Annotated in this window: 15 protein-coding genes; 6 read left to right on the plus strand and 9 right to left on the minus strand. The window is 67.6% G+C overall.

Features of this window, described 5'->3' with window-relative positions:
- Window positions 1-82: 82 nt before the first annotated feature.
- Window positions 83-787, plus strand: a complete 705-nt coding sequence (locus DIE02_RS13445; RefSeq protein WP_124485418.1) for an ATP-binding cassette domain-containing protein — start codon at window positions 83-85, stop codon at window positions 785-787.
- Window positions 784-1,587: an ABC transporter permease gene (locus tag DIE02_RS13450; RefSeq protein ID WP_124485417.1), complete on the plus strand. Its 804-nt coding sequence runs from the start codon at window positions 784-786 to the stop codon at window positions 1,585-1,587. Before DIE02_RS13445 ends, DIE02_RS13450 begins: the two co-directional genes overlap by 4 nt.
- Before the next feature lie 31 nt (window positions 1,588-1,618).
- On the opposite strand, the gene DIE02_RS13455 is transcribed toward DIE02_RS13450, so the two are convergent.
- The 3 genes from DIE02_RS13455 to DIE02_RS13465 form a co-directional block, all read right to left on the minus strand.
- A complete protein-coding gene (locus DIE02_RS13455; RefSeq protein ID WP_124485416.1) occupies window positions 1,619-2,092 on the minus strand; it encodes a PliI family lysozyme inhibitor of I-type lysozyme in 474 nt (157 codons plus the stop codon).
- A 252-nt stretch (window positions 2,093-2,344) separates the two neighbouring features.
- Window positions 2,345-2,896: a DUF6013 family protein gene (locus tag DIE02_RS13460; RefSeq protein ID WP_124485415.1), complete on the minus strand. Its 552-nt coding sequence runs from the start codon at window positions 2,894-2,896 to the stop codon at window positions 2,345-2,347.
- A 261-nt stretch (window positions 2,897-3,157) separates the two neighbouring features.
- Window positions 3,158-4,174 carry a zinc-binding alcohol dehydrogenase family protein gene (locus DIE02_RS13465; protein ID WP_124485414.1) on the minus strand — a complete coding sequence of 339 codons (1,017 nt, stop codon included), beginning with the start codon at window positions 4,172-4,174 and terminating at the stop codon, window positions 3,158-3,160.
- 123 nt (window positions 4,175-4,297) lie between these two features.
- On the opposite strand from DIE02_RS13465, the gene DIE02_RS13470 reads away from it, so the two are divergent.
- Entirely contained in the window at window positions 4,298-5,245 is a 948-nt protein-coding gene (locus DIE02_RS13470) for a LysR family transcriptional regulator (protein WP_124485413.1), read from the plus strand.
- Window positions 5,246-5,460: 215 nt separating this feature from the next.
- A complete protein-coding gene (gene serB / locus DIE02_RS13475) occupies window positions 5,461-6,306 on the plus strand; it encodes a phosphoserine phosphatase SerB (protein WP_124485412.1) in 846 nt (281 codons plus the stop codon).
- Window positions 6,307-6,394: 88 nt separating this feature from the next.
- On the opposite strand, the gene DIE02_RS13480 is transcribed toward serB, so the two are convergent.
- The 4 genes from DIE02_RS13480 to rimO all read right to left on the minus strand — a co-directional run bounded on the left by DIE02_RS13480 (window position 6,395) and on the right by rimO (window position 10,730).
- Window positions 6,395-7,576 carry a cystathionine beta-lyase gene (locus tag DIE02_RS13480; protein WP_124485411.1) on the minus strand — a complete coding sequence of 394 codons (1,182 nt, stop codon included), beginning with the start codon at window positions 7,574-7,576 and terminating at the stop codon, window positions 6,395-6,397.
- A 113-nt stretch (window positions 7,577-7,689) separates the two neighbouring features.
- Window positions 7,690-8,232, minus strand: a complete 543-nt coding sequence (locus DIE02_RS13485; RefSeq protein WP_124485410.1) for a hypothetical protein — start codon at window positions 8,230-8,232, stop codon at window positions 7,690-7,692.
- A 206-nt stretch (window positions 8,233-8,438) separates the two neighbouring features.
- Entirely contained in the window at window positions 8,439-9,365 is a 927-nt protein-coding gene (locus DIE02_RS13490; RefSeq protein WP_124485409.1) for a sugar kinase, read from the minus strand.
- Window positions 9,366-9,368: 3 nt separating this feature from the next.
- Window positions 9,369-10,730 (minus strand): 30S ribosomal protein S12 methylthiotransferase RimO, encoded by a 1,362-nt coding sequence (gene rimO, locus DIE02_RS13495; RefSeq protein ID WP_044848901.1) that lies wholly within the window; start codon window positions 10,728-10,730, stop codon window positions 9,369-9,371.
- A gap of 276 nt (window positions 10,731-11,006) precedes the next feature.
- Between rimO and DIE02_RS13500 the strand changes: the two genes are divergently transcribed.
- Window positions 11,007-11,261: a hypothetical protein gene (locus DIE02_RS13500; RefSeq protein ID WP_124485713.1), complete on the plus strand. Its 255-nt coding sequence runs from the start codon at window positions 11,007-11,009 to the stop codon at window positions 11,259-11,261.
- The gene (locus DIE02_RS13505; protein WP_124485408.1) at window positions 11,258-11,680 is read left to right on the plus strand and encodes a hypothetical protein; all 423 of its coding nucleotides are present in this window, start codon (window positions 11,258-11,260) and stop codon (window positions 11,678-11,680) included. The genes DIE02_RS13500 and DIE02_RS13505 overlap by 4 nt, the downstream gene beginning before the upstream one ends.
- On the opposite strand, the gene phaR is transcribed toward DIE02_RS13505, so the two are convergent.
- Both phaR and DIE02_RS13515 read right to left on the minus strand, forming a co-directional pair.
- Complete coding sequence (gene phaR, locus DIE02_RS13510; RefSeq protein ID WP_006478701.1) at window positions 11,611-12,177, minus strand: polyhydroxyalkanoate synthesis repressor PhaR; 567 nt, start codon at window positions 12,175-12,177, stop codon at window positions 11,611-11,613. The two genes, DIE02_RS13505 and phaR, sit on opposite strands and share 70 nt — an antisense overlap.
- Window positions 12,178-12,296: 119 nt before the next feature.
- Window positions 12,297-13,037 carry a 3-ketoacyl-ACP reductase gene (locus DIE02_RS13515; protein ID WP_059537451.1) on the minus strand — a complete coding sequence of 247 codons (741 nt, stop codon included), beginning with the start codon at window positions 13,035-13,037 and terminating at the stop codon, window positions 12,297-12,299.
- Window positions 13,038-13,240: the final 203 nt, after the last annotated feature.

A 13,240-nucleotide genomic window follows, 5' to 3' on the forward strand; every position in this document is an offset into this window, starting at 1 on the left:
ACACTGGCGGCTTTTCAATCTGTATTATGACGCACGCTCCGACGACGCCTCGGCGCCATTAACGCTTTTTTTCATTTTCGACATGACAGCCCCGACCGGTCTCATCGATGCGCAGCACATCACGCGCCGCGACGCCAGCAGCGGCAAGACTTTGCTGGCGCCGACCGACTTCAGCCTCGCCGCGGGATCGCGAATTGCTATCACCGGACCATCGGGTTCCGGCAAGAGCGTGCTGCTGCGCGCGCTCGCGCTGCTCGATCCGCTCGACGGCGGTCAGATCCTGTGGCGCGGCAAGCGGATCAGGCGCAATGCGATTCCGCGCTACCGGCGCAGCGTCGCCTACGTGCGCCAGCGACCCGCGCAGATGGACGGCACCGTCGAGGCGCAATTGCGCTATCCGTACTCGCTCGCGATCTATCGCGACGCGACGTTCGACCGTGCGCGCGCCGAAGCGCTCGCGGCCCGCGCCGGTCGCGGCGCCGATTTTCTCGACAAGCGCGCGAGCGAACTGTCGGGCGGCGAAGCGCAGATCGCCGCGCTGCTGCGCGTGCTGCAACTCGACCCCGACGTGCTGCTGCTCGACGAGCCGACGTCCGCGCTCGACCCCGACTCCACGCGCGCGATCGAAGCGCTCGTCGGCGCCTGGTTCGACGCGGCCCCCGATGCGCGCGCCTGCATGTGGATCTCGCACGATCCGGCGCAGGCCGCACGGATCGGTACGACGCGGCTCGTGATGCAGGCCGGCGTGCTGCACGCCGCCGCGAGCACGACGGAGGCGGCACGATGAGCCCGGCACTGCAGGATCTGAGTCTCGTCGACGTCGGCATCGCCGCCGCGCTCGTCGCGGTCAACGGCGCGATCTCCGCGGCGCTGTCGCTCGGCCTCGGGCGCAAGCTCGCGCTCGCCGCCGTGCGCACCGTCGTGCAGCTGCTCGCGATCGGCTACGTGCTCGGCTGGGTGTTCGGCCATCCGCACTGGACCGTCGTGCTGCCGCTGACCGCGTTGATGACGCTGATCGCGGGCTTTGCGGGCGCCGGCCGCGGCAAGCGCACGTATCGCGGACAGCGTGTCGACAGCATCGCGTCCATCTGGTTCAGCAGCTGGTTCGTCGCGGCGATCGGGCTGTTCGTCGTGATCCGCATTCATCCGTGGTACACACCGCAATATGCGATCCCGATCCTCGGAATGATCCTCGGCAATACGCTCACGGGCGTGTCGCTCGGCGTCGAACGGATGATGGAGGAACTGACGGCACGGCGCGACCGCGTCGAGACCGCGCTCGCGCTCGGCGCGACGCGCTGGGAAGCCGCGCAGGACGCCGCGCGCCAGGCCGTGCGTGCGGGCATGCTGCCGACGCTCAACCAGATGGCCGTCGTCGGTGTCGTGAGCCTGCCGGGGATGATGACCGGCCAGGTGCTGGCCGGCCAGTCGCCGCTGCAGGCCGTGCGCTACCAGATCGTGATCATGTTCCTGATCGCCGCGGCGTCCGCGCTCGGCACGGTCGGCGCGGTGCTGATGACGTATCGCCGGCTGTTCTCCGCCGATCACCGCTTTCTCGCATCGCGGCTCGAGGAACGCGCGCATTGACGCGCGGCGCCGCGCCCCGCGCGGCGTGCGGTCAGCGGGCGCTGCGGCGTTTGCCGAGGGCCTGGCGCAACGCGGCCTTGACGTCGGCATCGGGCGCCAGCCCGTCGACCGACGCGACGAGCCGCACCGCGCGTGGTGTCGTCACATAGGCCTGCGCGCCGACATAACCGCCGCTGCCGGCCGAGCGCGTCGTGACGACGAGCGCCTGCGGCGCACGCGCACCGAGGTCGGCCGTGAAGGCGTCGGCGACGGTGCCGTCACGCGCATGCAGCACACCGGTTACGTAGTCGTCCGTATCGAAGCCGGGCGCGGCATGCGCGGTCGAATACACGCGCACCGCATAGCTGCCGGTCGAACACGGCTCGAGTGCGCCGCTCGACACGACGGCGACCTGCTGTCGCGACGGCAGCTCGACTTTCTTCGCGAAGCTGCAATCGTCGGCCGCCTGCGCATGAGTGGCGACGAACGCAGCGGCCGACAGCAGCGCGCGCATGCAATGTTTCATCGGGATGTCGTACGGGGAAGAGGGAGAAGCCCGGGAGGATAGCGCGACATCCGCATCACGTCACGCGCGCCGGGGGGCGAATGGCCGCGCTGTCGGTGCGCACCGGACACGACGCACATCAAACCTCAAACAACGGAAATACGCGAAGCCGCGCGCCACGAAACCGTCACGCGCGGCACTGCCCGGATCACCGGATACGCATCGCGGTTGGTTGCGCACGCACCGGACGTCTTGCCGGCCCGCGCGCACCGCTCAGCGCTTGATCGACACCGTCACTTTCGTGCCGTCGCTCATCGAGACGGACTTCGAGCCGCCATTGGTCGAAATCGACACCCACTTGACCTGGCTCACCGACACGACATCCGGGCACTGCAGCGACTTGCCGCCCGCGCTCACGTTGCGCGTGCCTTTCGGCGCAGCGGCCTGGAAGCTCATCTGCACGTTCGCGATCCCCTTCGCGTCGACCGACGGCGCGAGCCGCACCTGGGTCTGGCGCACCATCGCGCCGTTCGCGTCGCGCGGCAGGTTGTCGGCGTTCGGGCAACCGTCCGGCATCGCGACCGCGCCGCCCGGCGGCACCGACTTCCAGTTGAAGTCGTCCGTTTCGCCCGAGCGGATCTTGCGGGTCTCCTGCGTATTGCCGAAGGTCTTCGAATCGACCTTGACGGTGTATTCGAGCTGCCCTGTCCCGCCGCCCTTCAGGCTGCCCTTGACCGGCGGCGCCGCGAATACGCTCGCGCTGACGCACGCCGCCGCGAACACGGCAGACCACGATGCGGCGACTGACAAGCTGCGTTGGCTCATGCTGACCTCCTTGTAATGCGGCGGCACGCGCGTGCCGCGCGGTTTTCGATGCATGATGCGTTGCCAGTCTACCGCCAAGCGGCATGCAATGCGCCGCAAACGCATCGGGTGTTACCCCGCTTGCGTTCGCGACGCCGCATCCCGTACGCGCGACGCCGGCGCTCGGGAACACGCCGGGCAGACCCAGGTTTTCCGCCCCGAAGGAAGTCCCCTTGGGGGATGCCCATCGGCGCCTGGCGCGAAGCGACGGGTCTGCGGCACTCAGAAGCCGCTCAGCACCAGCTTGCCGATCGCGCGCCCGGCTTCGAGCAGCTGATGCGCGCGCCGCACGTTGGCGGCGTTGATCGTGCCGAGCTGTTCGCCGAGCGTCGTGCGCAGCGTGCCGCCGTCGACGAGCCGCGCCACCTCGCTCAGGATCTTGTGCTGCTCGATCATGTCCGGCGTCTCGAACATCGCACGCGTGAACATGAATTCCCAGTGAAACGCGGCGCTCTTCGCCTTCAGTTGCTCGACCGGAATCGGCTTCTCGTTCTCGACGATCGTGCAAATGCCGCCCTGCGGGCGGATTACTTCCGCCGCGGCAGGGAAATGACGGTCCGTGTCGTTGAAGATCAGCACGTAGTCGACGCTCGGGTGGCCGATTTCACGCAGTTGCGCGGGCAGGTCGCCGAAATGATCGACCACGTCGTCCGCGCCGAGCGAGCGCACCCATTCGGCCGACGCCGGCCGCGACGCGGTCGCGATCACGCGCAGCCCGGCGAGCGTCTTGGCGAGCTGGATCGCGATCGAACCCACCCCGCCCGCGCCGCCGATGATCAGCACCGACTTGCCCGCGTCGGCGCCCTGAGGCGACACGCGCAGCCGGTCGAACAGCGCCTCCCAGGCGGTCAGCGCGGTGAGCGGTAACGCCGCCGACGCCGCGAAATCGAGCGAGCGCGGCTTGAGCGCGGCGATCCGCTCGTCGACCGCGTGGAATTCGCTGTTCGCGCCGGGCCGCGTGATGCTGCCCGCGTAGAACACCTCGTCGCCCGGCCGGAACAGCGTGACCTCGGCACCGACCGCGACGACCGTGCCGGCCGCATCCCAGCCGAGCACGCGCGGCGTCTCCTCGACCTGCGGTTTCGGCGCGCGCACCTTGGTGTCGACCGGGTTCACGGAGATCGCCTCGACCTTCACGAGCAGGTCGCGCGGGCCCGGCACCGGTTGCGGCAGTTCCACGTCGACGAGCGCCTGCGGGTCGTCGATCGGCAGGTAACGGGTCAGTCCAACGGCTTTCATCACGAAACTCCTTCAGGGAAATCGGGCGGGCCGCGGCGCGGCCCCATGCATGCCATCGTAGGCGCCCCGATCATTCGAGAAAACCGCTATATTTCCTGAAACATTTTCAGGAATTTCAGAATAATGACGTCCGATCCGATTGCAGCCCCCGACAAGCCGCTCGACCTGCTCGACGTCGGCCTGTTCGTGCGCGCCGCGCTGCTCGCGAACGTGAGCGCGGCCGGGCGCGAGTTCGGCGTATCGGCCGCGGTCGCGAGCGCGCGCATCGCGCAGCTGGAGCGCCAGCTCGGCGCGCGGTTGCTGCATCGCACCACGCGCCGCATCAGCCTGACGCAGGACGGCGAAGTCTTCATGGCCCGCGCCGAGGCGCTGCTGTCGGCCGCCGATGCCGCGCGCGCCTCGGTCGGCCACGGCCGCAGCGAGCCGTACGGGCGGCTGAAAGTGTCGATGTCGTCGTCGTTCGGCCGCCAGCACGTCGCGCCCGTGATTCCCGCGTTCCTGCGCCGCTACCCGTCCGTGTCGCTCGACTTGCGGCTGTCCGACGAGATCGTCGACCTTGTCGACGACGGCTACGACGTCGCGATCCGCCTCGGCGCGCTGAAGGATTCGACGCTGGTCGCGCGCAGGCTCGCCGCGAACCGGCGCGTGCTGTGCTGCTCGCCCGCGTATCTCGCCGAACACGGCATGCCGCGCCATCCGGCCGACCTCGCGCAGCACGAATGCGTGATCCTCGGCGACCAGCGCGACTGGTCGTTCGTCACGCCGCAAGGCCCGCTCACCGTGCGGGTCGGCGGCCGGCTCGTCGCGAGCAACGGCGAGGCGATCCGCGAAGCGCTCGTCGACGGCTTCGGCATCGCGATCAAGTCGACCTGGGACGTCGGCCCGCTGCTCGCGAGCGGCGCGCTCGTCACCGTGCTCGACGACTACCCGTTCGCGAACGACGTCGCGATCTGGGCCGTCTATCCGAGCCGCGCACACGTGCCGCTGAAGACGCTCGCGTTCATCGCGTTCCTGGCCGAACACTTCGGCGATCCGCCTTACTGGGATCGCGACCGGCAATCGCACGAATAGCCCGAATAGCCCGCACCGTCCGCCAAATCGCCGTGCGTGCGGCACCCGGCACGGCGCCCGCGCCGGTTCCCGGCGGCGATCCGGTCGCGATCGGATACCAACCGGCTACAATGGCGCGTTCGCGACGCAACGGCCCGACGCCGAACGGGGCCCGCGTTCGCAGGCGGCCGCATGCCGGCCGCGCACGCGTTTCATTCGCTTCCAAACATTCCGTCATGACCCACAACCTCGTCATCCAGAGTCTCGCGCCGTTGTCGGACGCGCATCACAAACCGCTGCTCGCGCTGTCGCGCGGCACCCGCATCGTGCAGACCGACGATCACGCGCTGCGCATCGAAAACGCCAACCCCGCGCAGCGTCTCGACATCGACGCGTACTGCGGCACGCATGCGCTCGACTTCGGCTTCGTCGAAGCCGGCCGCACGCTCGGCGAGTTCGGGCTCGTCGTGATGGACATGGACTCGACGCTGATCACGATCGAATGCATCGACGAGATCGCCGATTTCTGCGGGCTGAAGACGCAGGTCGCCGAGATCACCGAGGCGGCGATGCGCGGCGAGATCCGCGATTTCAACGAAAGCCTCACGCGCCGCGTCGCGCTGCTCGCGGGGCTCGACGCGCAGGCGCTCGAGCGCGTGTACGAGGAACGGCTGCAGCTGTCGCCCGGCGCGGAGACGATGCTCGCCGGCGTGAAGGCCGCGGGCCTGAAGACGCTGCTCGTGTCGGGCGGCTTCACGTTCTTCACCGAGCGCCTGAAGGCGCGCCTCGGCCTCGACTTCGCGCACGCGAACACGCTCGAGATCGTCGACGGCAAGCTGACCGGCAAGGTGCTCGGCGAGATCGTCAACGCCGACGTCAAGGCGCGCCTGCTGCGCGACACCTGCGCATCGCTCGGCATCGAGCCGAGCCGCGCGATCGCGATGGGCGACGGCTCGAACGACCTGAAGATGATGGCCGAAGCCGGGCTGTCGGTCGCGTTCCACGCGAAGCCCGTCGTGCGCGATGCGGCCACCGTCGCATTCGACCACGTCGGCCTCGACGGGCTGCTGCGGCTGTTCTGATTTCCGATCCGCGCAAGCCGCCCATGAAAAACGCCCGCGCGATGTTGCATCGCGCGGGCGTTTTGCTGTTCCGCTCGGGGTTCGGTGCTCAGCCGAGCGTGGACTGCATCGCGCGCTCGATATCCGCACGCAGGTCGGCTTCGTCTTCGAGACCGACGTAGAAGCGTACCAGCGTGCCGCGATGCGGCCAGTCCGGGCGCATCGACGCCACGTCGTAAGGCATCGCGAGGCTGCACGCGCCGCCCCAGCTCCAGCCGATCGCGAACAGCTCGAGCGCCTCGACGAAACGATCGATCTTCTCGGCACTGTAGCGCTCGTCGAACACCACCGAGAACAGCCCGCCCGCGCCGGTGAAGTCGCGCATGAACGATGCGTGCCCCGGACAGTCCGGCAGTTGCGGATGCAGCACGGCCGCGATCTCCGGGCGCGCCTTCAGCCACTGCGCGAGCGCGAGCGCGCTCTTGCTGTGCGCATCGAAGCGCACCTGCATGCTCGGGAGGCTGCGCAGCACGAGCGAGCAGTCGTCGACCGACACGCCGATCCCGCAGCGCATCCGGGCGAGCTTCAGTTGCGCCTGCAGCGCCGCGCTCGCGGTGATCGTCGCGCCCATCAGCACGTCGCTGCCGCCCGATTGATACTTGGTCAGCGCCTGCACCGAGATGTCGACGCCATGCTCGAACGGCTTGAACGCGAGCCCGGCCGAATACGTGTTGTCGATCGCGGTGACGATGCCGCGCGCCTGCGCGACCGCCGTGATCGCACGCACGTCGGGCACTTCCATCGTCACCGAGCCCGGCGCCTCGATCCAGATCAGCCGCGTGTTCGGCTGGATCAGGTCGGCGATGCCGGCGCCGACGAGCGGATCGTAGAAGCGCGCGGTGATGCCGAAATCCTTCGCGAGCCAGTTGCCGAGATCGGCGTTCGGCCCGTAGACGTTGTGCGGGATCAACACGTCGTCGCCCGCCTTCACGATCCCGAAATAGACGTTCATGATCGCCGCGAGACCCGACGGCTGCAGCAGCGCATGCGAGCCGCCTTCGATCTCGGCGAGCCGCTGCGCGAGCGCGAGCGACGTCGGGGTCGCATGCAGCCCGTAGCGCCACTGGTTGTCGTTGTGCCAGACCAGCGCGCGCATCGTCGCGAGATCGGGGAACACGACCGTCGATGCACGCTCGACCGGCGGCACGAACGAACGGAAGCCATCCGGGATGTTGTCGTCGGGTTGAACGATGCGGGTCTGGAGTGCGCGCTTCGGAGTGGATGCAGTCATGGCAGGAGGCCCGGAGAAAGGCCGTTCGGTTGCGGAATAGGTCGCTAGGTTAGCCAAAATCGGCGCGGTTGGCCCGGTACAATGCGCGCCGCATGCGCCGAGCCAGCGCGCGCTCAGTCGTCGGCGCGCAGATTGACAACGTTGCCGACCGTCTCGATTTCCTGCACGCGGCCGTCGCGTACCTGCAGCGCCGCGCGTTTGCCCGGCGCCAGGCGCAGCACGACGGGTTGCGGATCCGATTCGTCCGAGTTCATCCGGTCGGCCTTCAGTTCGCCCGTCGCGTCGAAGCGACCGATCCACACGCCCGTGATGTTCGTGCCGTCGTTCGATTCCTCGATCTCGAGCGTGTCGCCGTCGCGATCGCCGGCGAGCAGCACCACCTCGCCCGTGTCCGTGAACTGGTATTCGCCGTGCACGCCCGCCTCGTCCGTCTTCGGGCCGAGATGCACGACGATCGGCCGATCGCCGAGCGTGCCTTCGTAACGCGGCAGGCGGGCGAACTCCGGATTCGGCCGCAGCGGCCGGGCGGGCGCCGCTTCATCCTGCTGCGCGCCCGGCGCGGCAGCCTGTGCCGCGACCACGCCCGGCATCGTGAGGCCCGCCGCCAGCGCGCCGGCCATCACCAGCGCCCGTTGCCATTGCGAATATCGACCCACCTTGTGTTGCTCCTTGCTTCAGATTCGCTCGAAAATCGCGGCGACATGCTGCGCGTCGCCGCTGCACATCGATCGCCACGCGCACGTGGCGACCACCGATGCGCAGGCGCCGAGCGCGGTACGCACACGGCTCGCCAGCCGTTCACGTCGCCCGTCATCCGGGCGTTCGAGTGAACACGTCGCGTCGCCGGCGTGCGAGAGCCGCGTCAGCCCTGCATCAGGCGTTCCACCGCGTCGCGGCGCGGAATCGGTGCGACCGCACCGTAGCCGGTCGTCGACAGTGCCGCCGCCGCGTTCGCATAACGCGCAGCCGCGAACGGATCGTCGCCTGCGACGATCCGCGCAACGAACGCACCGCCGAAGCAGTCGCCCGCGCCCGTCGCGTCGATGGCCTCGACCGCGAAGCCCGGCACCACGCGCCGTTCGTTCGGCGTCGCGACATACGCGCCTTCCTTGCCGAGTTTCAGCGCGACGACCCGCGGCCCGTGCTCGAGCATCGCATCGACGATCGCGTCGCGATCGTTCGCACCGGTGAGCGCCGTGACGTCGTCCCAGCTCGGCAGGCAGATGTCCGTCTGGCGCAGCGCTTCGCGCATCACCGCGCGGGCGCGCGGCAGCGGCCACAGCTTCAGGCGCAGGTTCGTGTCGAAGCTGACCTGCGCGCCGTTGCTGCGCGCGTGGTCGATCGCCGCGAACGCGGCGTCGCACGCGGCCGTGCCGATCGCGAGGCTGATGCCGGACAGGTGCACGGCCCGCGCCGCGGCCAGCGCATCGAGCGGCAGATCGGCCACCGCGTAGCGGCTCGCCGCGGAACCCGCGCGCAGATAGTCGAACTGGTGGCCGTCAGCGCCGTGCGTGACGAAATACACGCCGGTCGGCGCCGTGCGGTCGATCCGCACGTACGTCGTATCGACGTGCTCCGCCGCCCACATCTCGGTCAGCAGGCGGCCGAACGGATCGTCGCCGATCGCCGACACGAAGCCCGTCGACGCGCCCTGGCGCGCCGCGGCGATGCAGAAGTTCGACGTGTCGCCGCCGAAGCCTTGCAGGAACTCCGGCCGACCCGGCTGCGACTGGTTGAATTCGATCATCGCCTCGCCGAGCGCGAGGATCTGCGGCAGTGCGGCGGTCATCGCTTAAACCTCGCCCCACAGGTCGTGGCCGTCCGCGCCCGTGATCTTCACCGACACGAAATCGCCGACCTTGTAGCGCTTCGACGCCTTGGTCGCCGGCTCGACGTAGACGACGCCGTCGATCTCCGGCGCATCCGCCGCCGTGCGGCCGATGCCGCCTTCCTCGCCGACTTCGTCGATCAGCACCTTGAGGGTCTTGCCGACCTTGCGCTGGATGCGCCGCGCCGACACTTCCTCGGCGACTTCCATGAAGCGCGCGCGGCGTTCTTCGCGCACCTCGTCCGGCAGCGCGCCGTCGAGTTCGTTCGCGGTCGCGCCTTCGACCGGCGAATACGCAAAGCAGCCGACGCGATCGAGTTCCGCCTCGCGGATGAAGTCGAGCAGCGTTTCGAACTGTTCTTCCGTCTCGCCGGGGAAGCCGGCGATGAACGTGCTGCGGATCGTCAGGTCCGGGCAGATCTCGCGCCACTTCTGCACGCGCTCGAGCACCTTCTCGGCGTTCGCCGGGCGCTTCATGCGCTTCAGCACGTCCGGATGCGCGTGCTGGAACGGCACGTCGAGATACGGCAGCACGTGGCCCTTGAACGGGCCTTCGGCCATCAGCGGAATGACTTCGTCGACGCTCGGATACGGGTACACGTAGTGCAGGCGCACCCATGCGCCGTACTGCGCGGCGAGTTCGCCGAGCGCGGCGACCAGGTCGGTCATGCGCGTCTTGATCGGCTTGCCGTTCCAGAAGCCGGTGCGGTACTTCACGTCGACGCCGTATGCGCTCGTGTCCTGCGAGATCACGAGCAGTTCCTTCACGCCGGACTTGAAGAGGTTCTCGGCTTCGAGCATCACTTCGGCGACCGGGCGCGACACGAGGTCGCCGCGCATCGACGGGATGATGCAGAACGTGCAACGGTGGTTGCAGCCTTCGGAAATCTTCAGGTATGCGTAGTGACGCGGCGTGAGCTTGATGCCGGCCGCCGGCACCAGGTCGGTGAACGGGTCGTGCGGCTTCGGCAGGTGCGAATGCACGGCCTGCATCACTTCGCCCACCGCGTGCGGGCCGGTGACGGCGAGCACCTTCGGGTGGACTTCCTCGATCAGGTTCGAGCCGCTCGCGCTCGACTTCGCGCCGAGGCAGCCGGTGACGATCACCTTGCCGTTCTCGGTCAGCGCTTCGCCGATCGCGTCGAGGCTTTCCTGCACGGCTTCGTCGATGAAGCCGCAGGTGTTGACGACGACGAGGTCGGCGCCGTCGTAGGTGCCGGAGATTTCATAACCTTCGGCACGCAGCTGCGTGATGATTTGTTCTGAGTCGACGAGGGCTTTCGGGCACCCGAGCGACACGAAGCCTACTTTGGGGGACTGGGACATCTGGAATGTGGGGGCGTGGCGGCAAAAGCGTGAGTTTACAGCTATTTATGGGTCAGCGAGGCAAAACCGGCGGACGGAGTGCCGTGGATGGCACCCCAATATGCGGCGCGCGCGGGCGCATCGAGCCGCCACGGACGATTGATCCAACCCTTTCATGCCTCCGGTGATGATCCAACGGCCCCGATCATCCCCGCGCCACCGCCCAGTAATCGCCCCAGCGCCGCCCCGCCGCTATGCGAAAATCGCGGCATCCACTTCCTACCCAACGGGGTTCGCATGACCACCCACATCACGATCGAATTCACCGAGCACGCCGCCGAAACCATCGGCGAGCAGACCAGCACCAGCTTTTCCTATGACCAGGGCGCCCACGTACCGCAGCCTGGCGACTTCGTCGAGCTCGAGAATTCGCCGCAGACGTTTCTCGTGATCGGCCGCGTGTTTTCGCTGAAGGCCAACTACTGTGCGGTGAAGCTCGTACTCGATCTGCCTCCGGCCGACGATCATCAGGACTTCGATCCGGCGCTTTGAGCGATACGGGCGAACTGCTCCCGCTTTGCAGCAAGGTGCCGTTGCACGGACCCGACGCAACGGCACCGGCCCTGACCGGCACGAGCGCGCGCCGAACAGGCGCAACACCAGCCGCGCTTGTCTTGAGTATCTGGAATTCGATCGACCGGAAGACGGTCATGCCCGCCCCGCGCAGGGGCACAGGCATCTGGTGCCGACGATCAGGAACGACCGACGGCGACATCAAGCGGCGGCGGGCCGCCAACCACCGTCGCGCCCGAGCACACGATCAGTTTGATTTCACCGCCACACGTCGCGGCGCCGACCGTCCGGCGGCGCATGCCGCCGCGGCCAGCCTGCCGCGACATCGTTACTTCTTCTCCGGCTCCGGCGTGCCCGGTTGCTTGAACGGGAACGTGCTGAACATCGACTTCGCCTGATTCTGCATCTGCTCCTGCATCTGCACGAACATGTTCTTCGACTGCTCGATGTAGCTCGTCATCATCCCTTGCATCATCGGCGCCTGCATGTTCATGAACTGCGACCAGACTTCCGGATTCATCGCGTTGCCTTCGTACAGGTTCTTCGATTGATCCGCGAGCTTGTTCTGGATGTCGATGAACGCCTGGATGTTCTTTTCCAGGTACGTGCCCATCATGCCCTGCATCGCATGACCGTAGAATCGGATGATCTGCGACAGCATCGACGACGAGAACATCGGCACGCCGCCGCTCTCTTCCTCGAGGATGATCTGCAGCAGGATGCTGCGCGTCAGGTCTTCGTTGGATTTCGCATCGACGACCTTGAAGTCCTCCTGTTCCAGCACGAGCTGCTTGACGTCGGTCAGCGTGATGTACGTGCTCGTCTCGGTATCGTAGAGCCGGCGGTTCGGGTACTTCTTGATGAGCCGCTCGGCCGTTTTCTTTGTAGTAGTCATGTAACGCCTTTGGGTGCAGCGTAGCGCAAGTGACAAATCCCCGCCTCCCGGATCCGGGAGGCGGGGGCCTTCGGAAACGCCAGGCTGCACGGCCGGTCCGGCCTGCGCAGCCCGGACGTTCAGCCCATGTGCAGGCCGCCGTTCAGCGAGAAGTCGGCGCCGGTCGCGAAGCCGGAATCGTTCGATGCGAGCCACGCGACGATCGAGCCGATTTCCTCCGGCGCACCGAGACGCCGCACCGGAATCGTCGCGACGATCTTCTCGAGCACGTCCGGACGGATCGCCTTCACCATGTCGGTGCCGATGTAGCCGGGCGACACGGTGTTGACCGTCACGCCCTTCGTCGCGACTTCCTGCGCGAGCGACATCGTGAAACCGTGGATGCCGGCCTTCGCGGTCGAGTAGTTCGTCTGGCCGAATTGCCCCTTCTGGCCGTTCACCGACGAGATGTTGATGATCCGGCCCCAGCCGCGCTCGACCATCCCGTCGATCACCTGCTTCGTCACGTTGAACAGGCTCGTCAGGTTGGTGTCGATCACGGCCGTCCAGTCTTCATGCGTCATCTTGCGGAACACGACGTCGCGCGTGATGCCCGCGTTGTTGACCAGCACGTCGATCTCGCCGACTTCAGCCTTGACCTTGTCGAACGCTGCCTTGGTCGAGTCCCAGTCGCCGACGTTGCCTTCCGACGCGATGAAATCGTAGCCGAGCGCCTTCTGGTCCTCGAGCCACTTCACCCGACGCGGCGAGTTCGGGCCGCAACCCGCGACCACCTTGAAGCCGTCTTTCGACAGACGCTGGCAGATGCTGGTGCCGATGCCGCCCATCCCGCCCGTTACGTACGCAATTCGCTGAGACATAAATCTCACTCCATTTTTTGGTTTCGAGAGCCGCCGGAGGCCCCTCTGACTTCACGTGGCACCGGCCGAAGCCGCAATCGGTCGGCGCCCGGATTGGTTTGGCAGTGACGGACGACCGGTTACGGACGCTCGACCGCGAGCGCGACGCCCATCCCGCCGCCGATGCACAGCGACGCCAGCCCGCGCTTCGCATCGCGCTTGGC

This window comes from Burkholderia sp. Bp8991, from assembly GCF_003853795.1.
Lineage (GTDB): Bacteria > Pseudomonadota > Gammaproteobacteria > Burkholderiales > Burkholderiaceae > Burkholderia.